General features: G+C 66.5%; 17 protein-coding genes. 6 read left to right on the top strand and 11 right to left on the bottom strand.

Going from position 1 to position 18620, the window contains the following annotated elements:
• Window positions 1-62 precede the first annotated feature (62 nt).
• The 10 genes from IB255_RS27930 to IB255_RS27885 all read right to left on the bottom strand — a co-directional run bounded on the left by IB255_RS27930 (window position 63) and on the right by IB255_RS27885 (window position 10366).
• Window positions 63-512, bottom strand: a complete 450-nt coding sequence (locus IB255_RS27930) for a hypothetical protein (RefSeq protein ID WP_081517275.1) — start codon at window positions 510-512, stop codon at window positions 63-65.
• 114 nt (window positions 513-626) lie between these two features.
• On the bottom strand, window positions 627-1166 hold the full coding sequence (locus tag IB255_RS27925; protein ID WP_192211145.1) for an SMI1/KNR4 family protein: 540 nt from the start codon (window positions 1164-1166) through the stop codon (window positions 627-629).
• 47 nt (window positions 1167-1213) lie between these two features.
• A complete protein-coding gene (locus IB255_RS27920) occupies window positions 1214-2539 on the bottom strand; it encodes a sigma-54-dependent transcriptional regulator (protein ID WP_081517278.1) in 1326 nt (441 codons plus the stop codon).
• The gene (locus IB255_RS27915) at window positions 2536-4428 is read right to left on the bottom strand and encodes a sensor histidine kinase (RefSeq protein WP_139791557.1); all 1893 of its coding nucleotides are present in this window, start codon (window positions 4426-4428) and stop codon (window positions 2536-2538) included. Before IB255_RS27915 ends, IB255_RS27920 begins: the two co-directional genes overlap by 4 nt.
• A gap of 80 nt (window positions 4429-4508) precedes the next feature.
• Window positions 4509-6182, bottom strand: coding sequence for a gamma-glutamyltransferase (gene ggt, locus IB255_RS27910; protein WP_081517279.1), 1674 nt, complete (start codon window positions 6180-6182; stop codon window positions 4509-4511).
• 85 nt (window positions 6183-6267) lie between these two features.
• Entirely contained in the window at window positions 6268-7002 is a 735-nt protein-coding gene (locus tag IB255_RS27905) for an amino acid ABC transporter ATP-binding protein (RefSeq protein ID WP_081517280.1), read from the bottom strand.
• Window positions 6999-7667: an amino acid ABC transporter permease gene (locus tag IB255_RS27900; RefSeq protein ID WP_139791518.1), complete on the bottom strand. Its 669-nt coding sequence runs from the start codon at window positions 7665-7667 to the stop codon at window positions 6999-7001. Before IB255_RS27900 ends, IB255_RS27905 begins: the two co-directional genes overlap by 4 nt.
• Window positions 7664-8410: an amino acid ABC transporter permease gene (locus IB255_RS27895; protein ID WP_081517282.1), complete on the bottom strand. Its 747-nt coding sequence runs from the start codon at window positions 8408-8410 to the stop codon at window positions 7664-7666. The genes IB255_RS27900 and IB255_RS27895 overlap by 4 nt, the downstream gene beginning before the upstream one ends.
• 194 nt (window positions 8411-8604) lie before the next feature.
• Window positions 8605-9513 (bottom strand): glutamate/aspartate ABC transporter substrate-binding protein, encoded by a 909-nt coding sequence (locus IB255_RS27890; RefSeq protein ID WP_081517283.1) that lies wholly within the window; start codon window positions 9511-9513, stop codon window positions 8605-8607.
• Between the two features lie 238 nt (window positions 9514-9751).
• Complete coding sequence (locus IB255_RS27885; protein ID WP_081517284.1) at window positions 9752-10366, bottom strand: phosphatase PAP2 family protein; 615 nt, start codon at window positions 10364-10366, stop codon at window positions 9752-9754.
• A 143-nt stretch (window positions 10367-10509) separates the two neighbouring features.
• Here IB255_RS27885 and IB255_RS27880 point away from each other — a divergent pair, with 143 nt between their 5' ends.
• The gene (locus IB255_RS27880) at window positions 10510-11103 is read left to right on the top strand and encodes an MFS transporter permease (RefSeq protein ID WP_174824617.1); all 594 of its coding nucleotides are present in this window, start codon (window positions 10510-10512) and stop codon (window positions 11101-11103) included.
• On the opposite strand, the gene ada is transcribed toward IB255_RS27880, so the two are convergent.
• Window positions 11047-12135, bottom strand: coding sequence for a bifunctional DNA-binding transcriptional regulator/O6-methylguanine-DNA methyltransferase Ada (gene ada, locus IB255_RS27875; RefSeq protein ID WP_081517285.1), 1089 nt, complete (start codon window positions 12133-12135; stop codon window positions 11047-11049). The two genes, IB255_RS27880 and ada, sit on opposite strands and share 57 nt — an antisense overlap.
• Before the next feature lie 135 nt (window positions 12136-12270).
• Between ada and IB255_RS27870 the strand changes: the two genes are divergently transcribed.
• The 5 genes from IB255_RS27870 to IB255_RS27850 all read left to right on the top strand — a co-directional run bounded on the left by IB255_RS27870 (window position 12271) and on the right by IB255_RS27850 (window position 18568).
• Complete coding sequence (locus IB255_RS27870; RefSeq protein ID WP_081517286.1) at window positions 12271-14622, top strand: ATP-binding protein; 2352 nt, start codon at window positions 12271-12273, stop codon at window positions 14620-14622.
• A 101-nt stretch (window positions 14623-14723) separates the two neighbouring features.
• Window positions 14724-15905, top strand: coding sequence for a two-component system response regulator (locus IB255_RS27865; RefSeq protein ID WP_081517287.1), 1182 nt, complete (start codon window positions 14724-14726; stop codon window positions 15903-15905).
• Between the two features lie 72 nt (window positions 15906-15977).
• A complete protein-coding gene (locus tag IB255_RS27860) occupies window positions 15978-16874 on the top strand; it encodes a PA4780 family RIO1-like protein kinase (protein WP_081517288.1) in 897 nt (298 codons plus the stop codon).
• 5 nt (window positions 16875-16879) lie between these two features.
• Window positions 16880-17431, top strand: coding sequence for a nucleotidyltransferase family protein (locus tag IB255_RS27855; protein ID WP_081517289.1), 552 nt, complete (start codon window positions 16880-16882; stop codon window positions 17429-17431).
• 246 nt (window positions 17432-17677) lie between these two features.
• Entirely contained in the window at window positions 17678-18568 is an 891-nt protein-coding gene (locus IB255_RS27850; protein ID WP_081517290.1) for an EamA family transporter, read from the top strand.
• The last annotated feature ends 52 nt before the right edge of the window (window positions 18569-18620 follow it).

The raw sequence follows: 18620 nt of genomic DNA, 5'->3' as shown, positions 1-18620 counted from the left end.
TGTTCCAGGTTATGCGCTCTACGTCTCTACCGGCGGCAGGCGCGGCCCGCCAAGGGGTGGGTTCAGAGCTGGATATCGTCGCGGATCAGCACACAGGTGCAGCCGTCTTCGTCTTCGCGCCAGTCGTGGAGGAAGTACATCTGGATCTTGCCGCCGTCCATCACCGCCAGGTAGTCGCCCACTTCCGGGACGAAGAAGGCGGAGGTGCCCGGCTGGGCTTCGCACTCGATGCGGACGCTGAAGAACAGCGCCGGGTCGGCGTCGTCGAAGAAGTCTTCGCGCTCGGCGGCGTCCCATTCCACGGGGGCTTCGAAGGGGCCGAGGAACAGTACCTTGGCGTCGCCCATGTCCAGTTCTTCGGCGTCCGGGTCGTTGTCGTCCGGGCGGTAGACGGTGGCGTCCAGCGCGTTGCTGTCGGCGAGGATGGCCTGGCGCGAGGCCATGCGCTGCTGCGGGTCGACGCCGGCGTCGGCGCAGAGCTGGTTCCAGAGGGTTTCGGCTTGGGTGGACATGATGGCTCCCGCTCGTGCGGCCGGTTCAAAGGCCGATAGTGTCCGGGACGGCGGGGCAGAGATCAACGCCCTGCGTCAGCGCGACCGAGGTCGTGCTGGCGCATCACGATTCGCTCAGCGCGCGCTGATGCGGGTGCGCATCTGGTCCATGCGTTCGATCAGGCTGTCGACTTCCTGCTTGAACAGGTCGAGGAAATCGGTCGGCTCGCAGGTTTCCACCTCGTAGCCGTCGTACAGCGCGAGGCTGCCGTCGGCGCGGAAGCCGTAGTAGCGCGGATCGCTCTGGACCTTGAGCACCGGCGCGAAGTCCACGATGCCCTGGTTGCGGATTTCGGCGAGCTGCACGCTCAGGCTCAGCCACTCGGGGATGTCCTCGGCCAGCCCGAACACCAGCAGGCCGCGCCAGAAGGTCCAGGCCGGGCCGACGTCGAAGGCCTTGGCGGCAGGCCAGGACTCCTCCCGTGCGGTGATGTACAGGCCACCGAGTCTGGAGAGGGTCAGCAGGCGGAAGACCTCCGGCAGGGCGAAGCCCAGTTCCGCCTCAAAGCGCTCCAGGGCGGCGGGCTCGGCCTTGCCGGCCACCACTTCGAAGTGCTCGATCTCGATGGGTTCGAGAATCTTCCAGATGTCTTGCAGCAGAGCGTCTTCAGTCATTGCCAATCCTTTTCCGAGTGACTGTCAGTCGTGTGCGAGGCGCGCCGTCACAGGCCGTACTTCTTCACCTTGTCGAACAGCGTGGTCTTGGCCATGCCCAGTGCGTGCGCGGCCTGGCTGAGGTTGCCGGCGTGGCGTTCGAGGGCGGTGGACAGCAGGCTCTTCTCGAAGGCTTCCACGGCCTCGGCGAAGCGCGGCTCGCCGGAGTCCGGGCCGAGGTTGCCGCCGGCCAGTACCGGCAGGCCGAGGGCGAAACGTTCGGCGACGTTGCGCAGCTCGCGCACGTTGCCCGGCCAGTCGTGGGCCATCAGGGTGGCGGCGGTGGCGTTGTCGATGGCCGGAGCCGGCCGGTCGAAGCGCAGGGATGACTGCTGCAGGAAATGCTCGAACAGCATCAGGATGTCTTCGCGGCGTTCGCGCAGCGGCGGCAGGTTCAGGGTGATGACGTTGAGGCGGTAGTAGAGATCGCTGCGGAAGCTGCCTTCGCGGCCCATGGCGGCGAGGTCGGATTTGGTCGCGGCGATCACCCGGCAGTCCACGCGGATCAGTTCGTTGGAGCCCAGGCGTTCCAGCTGCTGTTCCTGCAGCACGCGCAGCAGCTTGATCTGCAGGTTCAGCGGCATGCTCTCGATCTCGTCGAGGAACAGGCTGCCGCCGTCGGCGTGCTCGATCTTGCCGATCCGCCGCTTGCCGGCGCCGGTGAAGGCATGGGCCTCGTGGCCGAAGATTTCGCTGTCGATCAGGCTTTCCGGCAGGCCGCCGCAGTTGAGCGCGACGAAGGGTTTGGGCTGGCGCCGGCTGGAGTCGTGCAGGCAGCGCGCGACCAGTTCCTTGCCGGTGCCGGTCTCGCCTTCGATGAGCACGTTGGCGGAAGTGTCGGCGACATTGGCGATCAGTTCGCGCAGCGCCTGCATGGCCGGCGAGCGGCCGATCAGCCGGCTCTCCAGGGCCTGCTTGCCGGCGAGCTGGCGCCGCAGCTGGCTGACTTCGCGGGTCAGCGCGCGCTGGGCGAGGGCGCGGCGCGCGGTGTCCACCAGCTTCTCGGGGGAGAAGGGTTTCTCCATGAAGTCGTAGGCGCCGTCGCGCATGGCCTTGACCGCCATGGCGATGTCGCCGTGGCCGGTGATCAGCACCACCGGCAGGCTGGGGTCGAGCGCCTTGAGTTTCTCCAGCAGTTGCAGGCCGTCCATGCCGGGCATGCGGATGTCGCTGACGACGATGCCGGGGAAGTCGACGCCGACCTTCTTCAGCGCTTCCTCGGCGCTGCCCACGCTGTCGGTCTCGATGTCTTCCAGGGCCAGCGCCTGCTGGCAGCCGAGGCGCACGTGGGGGTCGTCCTCGACGATCAATACGCGCAGGGAAGGGTCGCTCATGCGGGTGTCTCCATGGCGGGCAGCAGCGGCAGGTTCAGCTCGAAGGCGGTGCCGCCGGCCTCCGGGTAGGCCACGCCGAGGCTGCCGCCGGCGGCGGTGGCGAGGCTGGCCGAAAGGGTCAGGCCCAGGCCCAGGCCGAGTTCGCCGGGCTTGGTGGTGAAGAAGGGTTCGAACAGGTGCTGGCGCGCATCCTGCGGGATGCCGGGGCCGTTGTCGCGGACCACCAGACGGTAGTGGCCGTCGCCTTCGCTGCGGCCTTCCAGCCAGAGCTGGCGGTCGACCTGCGGGCCCATGGCGTCGAGGGCGTTGGCGATCAGGTTGACCAGGATCTGTTCCAGGCGCGTCTGGTCGATGGCCAGTTGCGCGTCGGGGTAGTCGCGGTGCAGGGTCACCGGCACTTCGGAGAGTCGCCCCTGCAGCACCATCACGGCGGCGTCCACCGCCTTGCTCAGGGTTGCCTGGCCGTGGTCGTCGGCGCGTCGGGCGAAGGCGCGCAGGCTGGCGGTGATGCGGCCCATGCGGTCGACCATTTCGGCGATGGCTTCGAGGTTGCTGCTGGCGACGTCCAGCTTGCCGCGCTCGAGGAAGCGCACGCTGTTGCTCGACAGGGTGCGCAGCGCCGCCAGCGGCTGGTTGAGTTCATGGGCGATGCTGGTGGACATCTGCCCGATCACCGCCAGCTTGCCGGCCTGCACCAGGCGGTCCTGGGCCTTGCGCAGGGTGTCCTCGGCCTGCCGGCGTTCGCGGATCTGCTCGCGCAGGTGCTGGTTGCTGGCGCGCAGGTCGGCGGTGCGGTCGGCGATGCGCCGCTCCAGGGCGTTGTTGGCCTGCTCCAGTGCCTCACGGGCGGCGAGGCGGGTGGCGATGACCTTGCGCCGCTCGTTCCAGGCGATCAGCAGGAAGGCGAACAGGGCGAAGCCGACGGCGGCCAGCACGCCGTGCATCAGTGCTTCGCGGCGCAGGTCGGCCAGTGGAGTGAGCAGGGTGAAGTTCCATGGCGTGTCGCTCAGGCTGCGCGTCTGCATCAGGTAGCTGAGCGGCTTGTGGCTGTCGGCATGCTCGCCCGGCGGGAAGCTGATTTCCTCGACGCCCTCGCCCAGTGGCTGGCGTGACAGTGGCTGCCATTCGTTGAGCGCCCACCAGTAGTACTGCAGGCTGCGGGCGAGGCGTTCCTTGTCCTGGTCGCTGAGCGGGCGCACGGCCTTCAGGCGCAGGGCCGGATCGCTGGAGAGGATGATGATGCCGTTCTCGTCGCTGACGAAGGCTTGCAGGCGCGCCTTCTCCCAGCGTTCTTCGAGGGATTCCATGCGCACCTTGACCACCGCCACGCCGACGATCCTGCCACCGTGAACCAGGCCGTGGGCGAGGTAGTAACCTGGCTCGCCGGTGGTGCTGCCGATGCCGTAGAAGCGTCCGGGGCGGCCGTTCACCGCTTCCTGGAAATAGGCGCGGAAGGACAGGTCTTCACCCAGGTAGCTGTCGGCGTCCTGCCAGTTGCTGGTGGCCAGCACCCGGCCGGAGGTGTCCAGCAGGTACACGGCGCGGCTGCCAGCGCGGCGGTTGAGGCCTTCCAGGTAATGGTTGACGCGGTCGCGGTGCAGCGGCGTCGGGTCCACCAGCAGGCGGCTGACGCTGCCTTCGAGTTCCAGCAGGCTGGGCAGGTAGGTGTAGCGGCTGATCTCGCTTTCCACGCCACGGGCGTGCAGTTCCAGCTGGCGTTCGCCGGTCTCGATCAGGGTGCGGGTGCCGGCGCCTTCGCTGATCAGGTAGCCGCCATAGCCGAAGCCCAGGGTGAGCAGGAGCAGGAGGAAGGGCAACAGGTAGTTGCGCACGAGGCGTGGCTTCACGGTGAGCGGCGGCGGCAGTGGGCTGGAAGCGCATTGCAGCACAGTCGCTGGGGCCGAACCAGCCCAACGCCGGGGGGCGGCGATGGACTGGCTCGGGTACCACACGGTGCGCGTCCGCAGGCTTAGGGTTTAACCACCATGCCGACGCCGCGGCCGCGCGGATCGGAGGCGGTTTCCAGAGCCTTGCCGTTCACACGGATGGCCTGGATGTCACCCATGTTCCAACCCTGGTCTTCCAGGGTGTAGCCCATGGCTTTGAGCTCGTCGGCAACCTTGCCGGTGAGCGGCGCGTATGCGTCGTAGTAGATGGTGTCCTTGGGCAGCAACTGGTGATGCACGCGCTGCGCGGCGACGGCTTTTTCCAGGGGCAGCTTGTAGTCGTAGACGTTGTTCAGCACCTGGAAGATCGAGGTGAAGATCCGCGAGCCGCCGGGGGTGCCCAGCACCAGGCTGACGTGGCCGTCGCGGGTGACGATGCTCGGGCTCATGGAGGAGAGCATGCGCTTGCCCGGCTCGATGGCGTTGGCGTCGCTGCCCACTACGCCAAAGGCGTTGGCCACGCCCGGCTTGGAGCTGAAGTCATCCATCTCGTCGTTGAGCAGGAAGCCGGCGCCCTTGACCACCACGCCGCTGCCGAAGTCCCAGTTGAGGGTGTAGGTGTTGCTGACGGCGTTGCCGTCCTTGTCGACGATGGAGAAGTGCGTGGTCTGGTGCGGCTCCAGGCCGGGACGGACTTTCTCGGTGGCCGAGATGGCGTCCGGGTTCACTTCTTTGGCGCGCTTGGCGATGTACTTGGGGTCGGTCAGTTGGGCCACCGGCACCTTGGAGAACTGCGGGTCGCCCAGGTAGTCGGCGCGGTCGGCGAACACGCGCTTCTCGATTTCCGCGAGCAGGTGGATGTACTTGGCGGAGTTCAGTTCCACACCCTTGAAGTCGGCGGCGCGCTGTTCCTTGATGCCGATCAGCTGGGCCAGGGCAATGCCGCCGGAGCTGGGCAGCGGCGCGGTGTAGAGGGTGTTGCCCTGCCAGTCGATGCGCATCGGTTCGCGCCACTTGGCTTGGTAGCTGGAGAGGTCGTCGGCGCTGATCAGGCCGCCGTCCTGCTTCATCTGTGCGATCAGCAGCTTGGCGGTCTCGCCCTTGTAGAAGTCGTCCGGGCCCTTGTCGGCGATGCGCTCCAGGGTCTTGGCCAGCTCGGGCTGCTTGAAGGTCTCGCCCGGCTTCATGGTGCCGAAGTAGTCGCCGAAGTTGGTCTTGCCGTTGAACAGCGCGATGGCGTCCTGGCGGTACTGGTACTGCTGGTCGGCGACGCGGAAGCCGCTCTGCGCGTAGCCGATGGCCGGGGTCAGCAGCTCGCTCCACTTCAGCTTGCCGAAGCGCTTGTGCGCTTCCCACAGGCCCATCACGGTACCCGGCACGCCGGCGGCCTTGGCGCCGACCAGGCTGAGGTTCTCGATCACCTCGCCCTTGTCGTTCAGGTACATGGTCTTGGTCGCCGCCTTGGGGGCGATCTCGCGGTAGTCGAGGAAGTACGGCTTGCCGTCGACATACAGGGTCATGAAGCCGCCGCCGCCGATGTTGCCGGCTTCGGGGTAGGTGACCGCGAGGGTGAAGGCGGTGGCGACCGCGGCGTCGACGGCATTGCCGCCTTTCTTGAGGATCTCGGCGGCGACCTTCGCACCGTACTGGTCGGGGGAGGCGACCGCGCCGCCGTCGAGGGTGACGGCGAACACCGAAGAACTCGCCGCGAGGATCGCGACGCCCAGGGGCAGCTTGCTGAAGTGGAACACGCGCATGGAACTTCCTTATTTATTCTTGTGCTTGCGGTGAGGTTGAACGCCCCGGCGAACCGGGGCCTTCGGGTGAGTCAGAACGGCTGGATCAGTGCGGCAGGATCTTGGCGAGGAACTGCTGGGTGCGCTCGGCGCGGTTCTGCAGGTCGCCGAAGAATTCCTCCTTCGGGCAGTCCTCGACGATCTGCCCGCGGTCCATGAAGATCACCCGGTCGGCGACCTTGCGCGCGAAGCCCATCTCGTGGGTCACGCACATCATGGTCATGCCTTCCTGGGCGAGCTGGACCATCACGTCGAGCACTTCGTTGACCATCTCCGGGTCGAGCGCCGAGGTCGGTTCGTCGAACAGCATGACGATCGGGTCCATCGCCAGCGCGCGGGCGATCGCCACGCGCTGCTGCTGGCCGCCGGAGAGCTGGCCGGGGTGCTTGTGCGCGTGAGCCTTGAGGCCGACGCGGTCGAGCAGCTTCATGCCCTTGTCCATCGCCTCTTCCTTGCTCCGCCCCAGTACCTTGCGCTGGGCGATGGTGAGGTTCTCGGTGATGGTCAGGTGCGGGAACAGCTCGAAGTGCTGGAACACCATGCCGACCCGCGAACGCAGTTTCGGCAGGTCGGTCTTCGGGTTGGCGATGGAGGTGCCGTCGACGGTGATGTCGCCCTTCTGGAAGGGCTCCAGCGCGTTGACGCACTTGATCAGGGTCGACTTGCCCGAGCCGGACGGCCCGCAGACCACCACCACTTCACCCTTGGACACCTTGGTGTTGCAGTCGGTGAGCACCTGGAAGTCGCCGTACCACTTGCTGACGTTATCGATGGAGATCATACGGTTAACCTTTTCTGCAGGCGCTTCACGCCGAAGGACGCGGCGAAGCTGATGACGAAGTAGACGAGTCCGGCGAAGATCAGGAACTCATGGGGCTGGCCGATGATGTCGCCACGGGAGCGGGCGGCGTTGAGGAAGTCCATCAGGCCGACGCTGTAGACCAGCGAGGTGTCCTGGAACAGGATGATGCTCTGCTGCAGCAGCAGCGGGGTCATCTTGCGGAATGCCTGGGGCAGGATGATCAGGCGCATGGACTGGCCGTAGGTCATGCCCAGCGCGTAGGACGCGCCGATCTGGCCCTTGGGGATGGCCTGGATGCCGGCGCGGACGATCTCGCAGTAGTACGCCGCCTCGAACATCATGAAGGCCACCAGGCACGAGGTGAACGCACCCACGGGGGTGTCCTGGCCGGTGATCCAGCGCAGGATGAACGGCACCGCGAAGTAGAACCAGGTGATGACCAGCAGCAGCGGGATCGAGCGGAAGTAGTTCACGTAGAAGCCGGCGATGTTCGACAGCACCTTGCTGCTCGACAGCCGCATCAGCGCGAGGATGGTGCCCAGCACCACGCCGCCCAGCACGCCCAGCACCATCAGCTGCAGGGTGGTGAGCATGCCTTCCCAGAGGCCGGGGAGGGCGGGGACGATCTGACTGAAGTCCATCATTTACCTCCCACGGAGATCAGGCCCGGCACCGCTACCTTGCGCTCGACGAAGCGCATGATCAGCATCAGGCTCATGTTCAGGGTGAAGTAGATCGCGGTGGCGAGGGTGAAGGCCTCGAACAGGTTGGCGCTGAATTCGGCGGTCTGCTTGGTCTGCGCCAGCAGCTCCATGAGGCCGATCAGCGAGGCCACCGACGAGTTCTTGAAGACGTTGAGGAATTCCGAGGTCAGCGGCGGAATGATGATCCGGAAGGCCTGCGGCAACAGCACGTGGCGGTAGATCGACGGCAGGCGGAAGCCCACGGCGCTGGCGGCGGCGAGCTGGCCCTTGGGCAGCGCCTGGATGCCGGTGCGCACCTGTTCGCAGACCCGAGCGGCGGTGAACAGGCCCAGGCACACGACGACGCTGATGAAGGCCGAGGTTTCCGGGGCGATGCCCAGCTTGAACCAGTCCTGGATCGGCTGCGGCAGGTAGTCGGGTACGAAGAAGTACCAGAGGAACAGCTGCACCAGCAGCGGCACGTTGCGGAACAGCTCGACGTACGCCGTGGCGATGCCCGACAACCAGCGGTTGGGCAGGGTGCGCATCACCCCCAGCAGCGAGCCGAGCGCCAGGGCGATGACCCAGGCCGCGAGCGACACGGCGATGGTCCAGCCCAGGCCGGTGATGTACCAGTCCAGGTAGCGTTCGTCGCCGATCCCGGTGGACTTGAAGAACACGCCCCAGTCCCAGTTGTAATCCATGACGGGTTTCCCCTCGATAGCTTTGCACGGTGGCTTGGTACGGTACGGGGCCGGACGCGGGCGCAAGGTCGCCCACCACCCGCGGGTAGCGGGTGTTCCGGCATCGTCATCAGGAGTAGTGGGCTCGGGAACGCTGGCGTGCGCTCCCGATCCCCCGCGTGGCTACGCCTTGTGGGCGCAGCCGCGCGCGACCGTTACATCTGCTCGGCAGACTTGTCGGTCGGATTGGCGATCAGCTTCTTGAGCTCATCACTCATCGGGAAGTTGAGGTTCAGGTTCTTCGGCGGGATGGGCTGCATGAACCACTTGTCGTAGATCTTGTTGATCTCACCCGAGGCGAAGGTGTCGGAGATGGCCTTGTCGACCACCTTCTTGAACGGTGCGTCGCCCTTGCGAACCATGCACGCGTAGATCTCGAAGGACTGCGGCTTGCCGACCACGTGCCAGTCGTCGGGCTTCTTGGCCTTGGCCATTTCGCCGTAGAGCAGCGCGTCGTCCATCATGAAGGCCACGGCGCGGCCGGATTCGAGCATCAGGAAGGACTCGCCATGGTCCTTGGCCGAGATGATGTTCATGCCCATCTTCTGGTCGGCGTTCATCTGCTTGAGCAGGCGCTCGGAGGTGGTGCCGGCGGTGGTCACCACGTTCTTGCCCTTCAGATCCGGGAAGTCGTTGATGCCCGAGCTGGTCTTGGTCAGCAGGCGGGTGCCGACCTCGAAGATGCCGACGGAGAAGTCGACCTGCTTCTGGCGCTCGAGGTTGTTGGTGGTGGAGCCGCACTCGATGTCCACGGTGCCGTTCTGCACCAGCGGGATACGGGTCTGGGAGGTCACCAGGTTGTAGCGGACCTTGAGGTCGGGAACGTTCAGCTCTTTCTTCAGGGCTTCGACGACCTTGATCTGCAGGTCGTGGGAATAACCTTCCGGCTGACGCGGATCGCTGCCGAGGTAGGAGAAGGGGATGGAGGCGTCACGGTGGCCGAGAACGATGGTGCCGGAGTCCTTGATCTTCTTCAGGGTACCGGTGAGTTCTTCGGCGACGACGGGAGTGGCGAGCAGGGCCGCGACAATGGCGACGCCCAACGCACGGGGTGCGAAACGCATGGAGACTACCTCGACTGGTTGTGTTTGTTATTCAGTCCTGCGCCGACGAGGCTCACTCCAGGCCGGTCGCATGTTCGAGGTGGAGCAGAGCAGGCTCCGTGCCAAGCTTTTCCTGTTTTAGTAACTTATTGAATTATAAGGATTAATTGTTTTTCTTTGGGCGTAGTGAAGCAACGCCTCGTTCGGTCATCCGGATATTCGTGGAATTCTCGTTCGGAAATCCGAACGAATCGCCCGCTCAGACGTCCGGCTGGCCGGCCCACTGGCCGCGCTGATACGGCTGGTCGCGATCGGCCAGGTGCGCGGCGATGCGCTCCAGCAGTTGGTGCGTGGGGGCGCGCACGCCGGTGACCGCCTGGCCCAGCCCCAGCGCGATGACCAGCAGCAGAAGCGCGGGCTGGAAGGCCGGCAGGTGGATGCGCGTGGCGCCGAGGAAGGCTGCGCTGGTGCCCAGGCCCAGCGCCAGGCCGGCGTAGACCTCTGCCGGCGAGTGAACGTTGATCGCCAGCCGCGAGAGGCCCACCAGCACCGCGACCAGCGCCGCCAGCCCGGCGGCGGCGAGGCCGGCGCGCCGCGAGCTGAACAACTGCGCGGCCAGGGTCGGCAGCACGGCGCCGGCCATCATGCTATGGCCGGAGATGCCGGTGAAATTGAGGTTCGGAATCCCGATTCCCCAGCCCATGAAGGCCAGCTTCGAACCCACCACCAGCGCGGTCGAGAATCCGAACAGCAGCGCCCACAGCCCGGCCTTGGCGGTCTCGCGGCGGTACAGCAGCCAGCAGAAGACGAACACGGCGGCGGGCGCCAGCAGGGAGCTGTCGCCGAGGCGGGTGATCAGGGGCCAGAAGGTCATGGGGCGTCGGATGGGGGGACGAAGGCTGGCAACGGTAGCACAGGCCGGCACCGTCACTGGTCTCCAGGCGACGGGATGTGCCCCTTGGCCGTGATCCGGGTGCTGGCCCACAATGTCGGCCTCAGCCCTCAGGAATGCCTGCCATGGAAATGGAAAACCCCTACCGCGCCCCGGAAGCCCCGCTGGTCGAGGAGCGTACCGGCGCCGCGCAGGCCAATCGATTCTTCGTCATCTCCATCACCAAGATGATCGTGCTCTACGTGGCGACGCTGGGGCTGTTCAACCTGTACTGGATGTACAAGCACTGGTCGATCCAGAAGCCGCACATGCCGGGCAAGATCAACCCGCCGCTGCGCAGCCTGTTCATGATCTTCTATATCCACTCCCTCGCCCGGCGCGTGCACGAGGCCTTGCCCGAAGAGCAGCGCAAGGGCTGGAGCTACAGCAGCGATGCCACCTGGGCGGTCGTGCTGCTGATCGTCTCCAATGTCGCCGACAAGCTGACCAGCCGCATTCCCGAGCTCAGCCACTACAGCCTGCCGTTCATCGTCCTGGGGCTGGTGCCGCTCATTCCGCTGACGAACATCCAGCGCCGCGCCAATGAGGCCAGTGGTGATCCGCTGGGCCAGGGCAATGCCTCGATCACCCGCTACAACGTGCCGTTCCTGATCCTCGGCGGCCTACTCTGGGTGCTGATCGTGATTGGCTCGGTGGCGGAGTTCGCCGGCGTCGCCTGAGCCACCTTCGCGGCGCAGCAGTTCGCGCTTGCGCGGCAGGCCCCAGCGATAACCTCCTTCGCCAGTGCCGCCAACCACGCGGTGGCAGGGCACCAGCAGGCCGACATTATTGCTGGCGCAGGCACGGGCGATGGCGCGTGGGTGCGTGCCCAACTGTTCGGCCAGTTCGCCATAGCGCCGCGTCTCGCCGCTGGGGATGCGCGTGAGGGCGCGCCAGACGCGCAGCTGGAAGGCGCTGCCGTGCAGGTCCAGCGGCAGGTGCGCGGCCTGTTCGGGTTCCTCCAGCTGGGTGATCACCTCGCGCAACCAGTCGCCCAGGCCGGCGTCGTCGCGGCTGCGTTCGGCGGCAGTGAAGCGTTCTGCCAGCTGGCGCTCCAGTTCGCCTGCATCGTCGGCGAAGAGCAGGGCGCACACGCCCTTGTCGGTGGCCGCCAGCAGCACCAGCCCGAGCGGGCAGGGCGCGATGGCATAGCGCAGCCGCTCACCGGCGCCTTTCTGCCGGCGTTGCGCGGGGCTCAGCGGTGTGGCGTTTTCATAGAGGGCGCGGGTCCCGGAGTAGCCGGCTTCCAGCGCGGCGTCGAGCACCGAGCGCGCTTGCGGCAGGGCAGCGGCCAGGCGCTGCTCGCGGCGGGATTCCGCCCAGGCCCGTGGCGTGAGGCCGGTGCGGGCCTTGAAGGCGCGGGCCAGGTGCGAGGCGGACAGGCCGATGCGTCCGGCCAGCTCCTCCAGCGTCAGCGGTTTCTCGGCCTTGTCGAGCAGCTCGCAGGCCGCGGCGACCAGCGCATCCAGTTGTTCGCGCGGGCTCGGGCCGCGCGGCGAACAACGTTTGCAGGGGCGGAAGCCGGCGGCTTCGGCGGCTTCGGGGGCCGCGTGGAAGGCCACGTTCTCCCTTGATGGCCGGCGTGCCGGGCAGTTCGGCCGGCAGTACACACCGGTGGAGCGCACGCTGAAGACGAAGCGCCCTTCGTAGCGCTCATCGCGCTCGCAGACCGCCTGCCAGCAGCGCTCGGGGTCAAGTCGGGTGGTCGTCATGGCAGCTCTCCGGGGCAATGGCTGTTGGGGCGATTGTCCGTCCCGACACGAAGTGCAGCAATCCGCATCGCGTTTTCAAACTCGAAGCGCGGCGGCAGGGGCTACGCTTGCTGGGTATTCCCTGAAGAAGACCCCATGTCCTTGCGCCGATTCTGCCTGTGCTGCCTTCTGCTGCTGCTTGCACTGAGCGCCCAGACCCGTGCCGCGAGCCTGGCGCTGAGCGAGCAGGAGCGAGCCTTCATCTCAGCCCACGAGCCGATCCGCGTCGGCCTGTTCCGCGCCGGCTGGCCGCCGTTCGAGGTGATCGACGAGTTCGACCAGTTCCACGGCATCAGCGCCGATTACCTGCAGTTGCTGTCCGAGCGCCTGGGGATGAAGGTCCAGCCGGTGCTCTACAACACCTGGGAAGAGGTGCTGGCAGCGGTGAAGGCCGGCGAGGTGGACCTGCTGCCGTCCATGGCGGCCACCGAGGAACGCCAGCATTTCCTGAGTTTCACCCAGCCCTACGTCACCACCAGCAGCCTGATCTTCGCCCGGCGCGACAGCACCATCCGCACGCTGGACGACCTGTCCGGCCGCCGCGTGGCTGTTGAGCAGGGCTACGCCGTCCACGAGTTGCTGACCAAGGCGGTGCCGGGGATCGACTTCGTGCTGGTGGAGGATTCCCCCAGCGCGCTCAAGGCGGTCTCCACCGGGCGCGCCGATGCCTATGTCGGCAACCTCATCACCACCACCTTCCTGATCGAGCAGCTCAGCCTTTCCAACATGGAGGTGCGCGGCGACAGCGGGCTGGGCAACAGCCAGGTGCGCTTCGCCACGCGCAAGGCGCTGGAGCCCCTGGTGCCGCTGCTGGATCGCGCGCTGGGCAACATCACCCGCAACGAGCAGGAGGCGATCCAGGCACGCTGGCTGCCGTCGCTGGATGTCTTCGACTGGATGAACCTGCTGCAGATCGCCTGGCCGTGGGTGGTGGGTTTCCTCGCCCTGCTGACCTTCGTGCTGGTGTGGAACCGCCGGCTGTCGATCCAGGTGACCGAGCGCGCCCGCGCCGAAGCGGAGGAGCGGCGCCAGCGCAGCACGCTGCTGGCGCTGATCAACTCGATCCCCGATCCGATCTGGTTCAAGGACACCCAGGGCCGTTACCTGGGGGTCAACCAGGCGTTCGCCGATTGCCTGGGGCGCGCGCCGGAGGACATAGTCGGGCGCAGCGACCAGCAGATGTTCAGCCGTGCCGCCGGCACCGGACGCCAGGAGCGCGACCGCCAGGCGCTGACCGAGCGCGAGCCCTACGCCAGCGAAGGCTGGGTGGTCTATCCCGATGGCCGGCGGGTGCTCTTCGATACCCTGCGCAGCGCCTTTCACGATGACCAGGGGCGGTTGCTCGGGCTGGTGGGCGTCAGCCGCGACGTCACCGCACGCAAGTCCACCGAGCTGGCACTGGCCGAGGCCCGCGACCTGGCGGAAGAGGCTGCGCAGCTCAAGAGCGACTTCCTGGCCAACATGAGCCATGAGATCCGCACGCCGCTGAACATCATCATCGGCCTGGCGCACCTGCTCCAGGAAACCACCCTGGACCCGCAACAGGTGGACTACCTGGGCAAGATCCAGGGGTCGGGCCAGTACCTGCTGGAACTGATCAGCGACATCCTCGACCTGTCCCGCGTGGAGGCCGGCAAGCTGGAGTTCGAACACATCGGCTTCGACCTGGAGCGCCTGCTCGGCGAGCTGTTCGACCTGTTCAACATCCGTGCGGCGAGCAAGGGCCTGGCGGTGCGCTGCGAGATAGACCCACGGGTGCCGGCCCAGGTGGTGGGCGATTCGCTGCGCCTGCGGCAGATCCTGATGAACTATGGCAACAACGCGCTGAAGTTCACCGAGCAGGGCGAGGTGGTGCTGATCGTCCGCCTGGAAGACGAGGACGAAGACAGCCTGCAGCTCTACTTCGCCTTCCGCGACACCGGCATCGGCATCACCGAGCCGCAGCAGGAGCGCCTGTTCGAGTCCTTCCAGCAGGCGGACAGCTCGATCACCCGCCGCTATGGCGGCTCCGGCCTGGGCCTGGCGATCTGCAAGAAACTGGCGGAGGCGATGGGCGGCAGCGTCGGGGTGGAAAGCGAGCCGAACCGCGGCAGCCTGTTCTGGTGCCGGCTACCCATGGGCCGGGTGGACGACTCGGTCAGCCTGAGCCTGCAGAACATCAGCCACGAACCGCTGCCGGTGCCGATGCTGCCGGCGGCCTCGGCCGCTCCGGCGCTGCTGGAGAGCGGCAACGTCGCCGAGGTTGAGCAGGTCTGCCGGCGCCTGGCGCACCTGCTGGCGGCGGACGACCCGCGCGCCGGACGGTTGCTCGGCGAACGTGCAAGCCTGCTGCGCAGCGTCTTCAATGAGGGCTACGAAGGCATTGCCACGAGCGTTCGGCGTTTCGAGTTCGAGCGGGCCCTGGAAAGTCTGGTGAATCTCGCGAGGGAGCGCGACATCCGGATCTGACGGGGCGGATAGACAAGAAAGGTGCGACAGGAACACGCGGACAGGGCCGTGGTCCGATCACCCATGGCATGTCACGAATCTGACCGATGCGAGGAGTTGCGATGGATAGCATGCTGGACCGGCCGGAGCAGGAGATGATCCTGGTGGTGGACGATCAGCCCGACAACCTGATGCTCATGAGCGAGCTGCTCATGGACCGCTATCAGGTGCGCGTCGCCTCCAGCGGGCCGAAGGCGCTGCGCCTGATGCAGAGCGACCCGCGCCCGGACCTGGTGCTGCTCGACATCATGATGCCGGAGATGGACGGCTACGAAGTCTGCCGCCAGCTCAAGGCCGACCCGCTGACCCGCGACATCCCGGTGATCTTCCTCACCGGCATGGTCAGCGCCGCCGATGAACAGAAGGGGCTGGACCTGGGCGCGGTGGACTACCTGACCAAGCCGATCAGCCCGCCGGTGACCCTGGCGCGCATCCGCGCGCACCTGAACCTCAAGTCCAACGCCGACTTCCTGCGCGACAAGAGCGAGTACCTGGAGCTGGAGGTGCGCCGCCGCGCCCGCGAACTGCAGGCCATCCAGGACGCCACCCTGGAAGCCATGGCGACCCTCTGCGACCTGCGCGACAACCCACACAGCAACCACCTGGTGCGCATCGAGCACTACATGCGCCTGCTGGGTAGCGCGTTGTCCCTGCACAGCGAGTTCGCTGCCGAGCTGTCGGTGGAGAACATCGAGCTGCTGGTACGCTCGGCGCAGCTGCACGACATCGGCAAGGTCGCCGTGCCTGACCGCATCCTGCACAGCCCCGGCCAGCTGGAGGAGGCTGACCGGCTGATCCTCGAAAGCCACACCACCGTCGGTCGTGACGCCCTCGAGGCTGCCGAGCGCAAGCTGGGCTCCCCGGCGGAATTCCTGCGGTACGCCAAGGAGATCGCCTACAGCCATCACGAACACTGGGACGGCAGCGGCTTCCCCGAGGGGCTGGCAGGCGAGCAGATTCCCCTGGGCGCGCGGATGCTCTCGCTGATCGACTGCTATGACGAACTCACCTGCCGCCATGCCTACCGCACCTCGCTGACCCCGGATGAGGCCGCCGGACGCATCACGGCCGGCGCCGGCAAACAGTTCGACCCGCGCGTGGCCGAGGCCTTCAGCGAGGTCGCCGAAGGCTTTGCCAACATCGCCCAGCGCTACGCCGACAGCGACGAGGCGCTGGGGCTGGAACTGCAGCGGCTGGAAGACGCGGTGGTGGAAAGCATCGAGCTGACGCCGCCTGAACCCTGATCGCGCTGGGCGGTTGTCGAGGATTGCCGTATAAGGAGCGCAGCGCCCCAGAGAGGTACGCCAGGAAGCCTGATGAAAACCCCGAAACGCCTGGAGCCGTTGATCGAAGACGGCCTGATCGATGAAGTATTGCGCCCGCTGATGAGCGGCAAGGAAGCAGCGGTCTACGTGGTGCGCTGCGGCGCCGAGCTGCGCTGCGCCAAGGTCTACAAGGAAGCCAACAAACGCAGCTTCCGCCAGGCCGCCGAGTACCAGGAAGGCCGCAAGGTGCGCAACAGCCGCCAGGCCCGCGCCATGGCCAAGGGCACCAAGTACGGCCGCAAGGAGCAGGAAGACGCCTGGCAGAACGCCGAGGTGGCTGCGTTGTTCCGCCTGGCCAACGCCGGGGTACGCGTACCCAAGCCTTACGATTTCCTCGACGGCGTGCTGTTGATGGAGATGGTCGCCGACGAAGAGGGCGACGCCGCGCCGCGCCTGAACGACGTGGTGATGGAGCCTGAGCTGGCCCGTGACTTCCACGAATTCCTCATCCGCCAGATCGTCATGATGCTCTGCGCGGGCCTCGTGCACGGCGACCTGTCGGAATTCAACGTGCTGGTCGGCCCGGACGGTCCGGTGATCATCGACCTGCCGCAGGCCGTGGACGCCGCCGGCAACAACCACGCCTTCCGCATGCTCGAGCGCGACGTGGGCAACATGGCCGCTTACTTCGGCCGCTTCGCCCCGGAGCTCAAGTACACCCACTACGCCAAGGAAATGTGGGCCCTCTACGAGGACGGCAAGCTGCAGCCGGACACCCCGCTGACCGGGCACTTCGACGATCCGGAAGACGAGGCGGACGTGGATTCGGTGCTGCGTGAGATTGCCGAGGCCATGCGCGAGCAGGAGCGCCGTGAAGCCGGCCGCGCCGCCCAGGATGCCCCGCCGCAACGCGACGAGCCTCCGCCTCCGCCGTGGGAGCAGGCCTGAACCCATTGCCCGGCGAGCCAGAGTTGCTCGCCTTGATCGCTGGGCAACCTCAACGCCTGCACCTGCTGCGGGTGGTGCGCGATCACGGTCCGCAAGGCGCCTGGATCGCTGCCGGCTTCGTGCGCAACGTGGTGTGGGACGCCTTGCATGGCTATGACGAGCCCACGCCGCTCAGCGATATCGATGTGTTGTACTTCGCGGCCGACAACCTGGAGCCCGAAGCGGACTGCGCCTGGGAGCGCCGGCTGCTGGAGGCCTGCCCGGACCAGCCCTGGTCGGTGCGCAACCAGGCGCGCATGCACCTGCGCAATGGCGATGCGCCGTACAGGGATTGCGGCGATGCCATGTGTCATTGGGTGGAAGTGAGCGCAGCAGTAGCGGTACGCCTGCTCGGCGAGTCTCTGGAGTTGCTGGCTCCGCTGGGGATAGATGACATCTGGCAGCTGCGCGTCCGGCCAACCGAGCACTTCCGCGCCAAGCCGCAGATCTACCGCGAGCGCATCGCCGCGAAGAACTGGCCGGCGCGCTGGCCGAAGCTGCACATCGAGACCCTGTAAATCCTTTTCGCCGAAATCGCCGTCATGCTCTGCGTCGGATGGGTGGAGCGCAGCGATACCCGTGCTGATGGTTTCCCGGGATTGATGGGCATCGCTTCGCTCCACACCATCCTACTCACGGTTCCTGCTTTGGCCTGGGTTGGATTCCCGTCTGGTCCTGCGAAAGAACTGTAAGCCTTCAACTGTATCCATACATTTCAGACGCGGGCTGTTAGTTTTGCCTGATCCCACCCCGAGCGCTCTGCCATGCCCCTCCGCCACGTTCTTCTTGCCCTTTTGGTGACCCTGATCTGGGGCGTCAACTTCGTCGTGATCAAGGTCGGCCTGCACGACTTCCCGCCGCTGCTGTTCTGCGCCCTGCGCTTCGCCCTGGCGGCGCTGCCGCTGATCTTCCTGCGCGGCCCGCTGCCGGCGCCGTTCTGGCGTATCGTGCAGATCGGCGTACTGCTGGGTGTGGTCAAGTTCGGCCTGTTGTTCGTCGGCATGCACATCGGCATGCCCGCCGGCCTGTCGTCGCTGGTGCTGCAGAGTCAGGTGTTCTTCACCGTGCTGATCGCCGCCGCCTTCCTCGGCGAGCGTCCCAGCCCGCGCGCCCTGATCGGCCTGGCGCTGGCCGCCGGCGGCCTGCTGCTGATCGGCCTGGAGCGCCCCATGGGCGACAGCCTGGTAGCCTTCCTGCTGGTGATTGCCGCCGCGCTGGCCTGGGCCTTCTCCAACATCGCCACCAAGCGCTCCGGCGCCAGCGACATGCTGCGCCTGATCAGTTGGGTCAGCCTCATCCCGCCACTGCCGCTGCTGGTCCTCTCGTGGATATTTGAAGGCCAGGAAGCCATCGAGCACGCCGTGCTGAACATCAGCTTGAGCGGGATGGGCGCGCTGCTCTACATCGCCTTCCTCGCCACCACCGTCGGCTTCGGCCTGTGGAGTTTCCTGCTGCGCCGCTATCCGGCCAGCCAGGTCACACCTTTCGCCCTGGCGGTACCGGTGTCGGGCCTGCTGTCGGGCTGGCTGTTCCTTGGCGAAGACCTCACCACCCAGGACTGGATGGCCTGCGTGCTGGTGTTCGTCGGCCTCGCCGTGACGGTGCTGCCGGCCTCCATCTGGCGTCGCCGTGCGGTGGCCAGCGCACAAGGCTGATCGCTCCTGCGATTTTTCGTAGGGCGGATAAAGCGGAACGCTTTATCCGCCG

Origin of the sequence: Pseudomonas sp. PDM22 (genome assembly GCF_014851965.1) — a bacterium.
In the GTDB taxonomy this organism is placed as follows: Bacteria; Pseudomonadota; Gammaproteobacteria; order Pseudomonadales; family Pseudomonadaceae; genus Pseudomonas.
The sequence above is the reverse complement of the archived record's forward strand: the minus strand, read 5'-3'. Positions and strand labels throughout refer to the sequence as shown.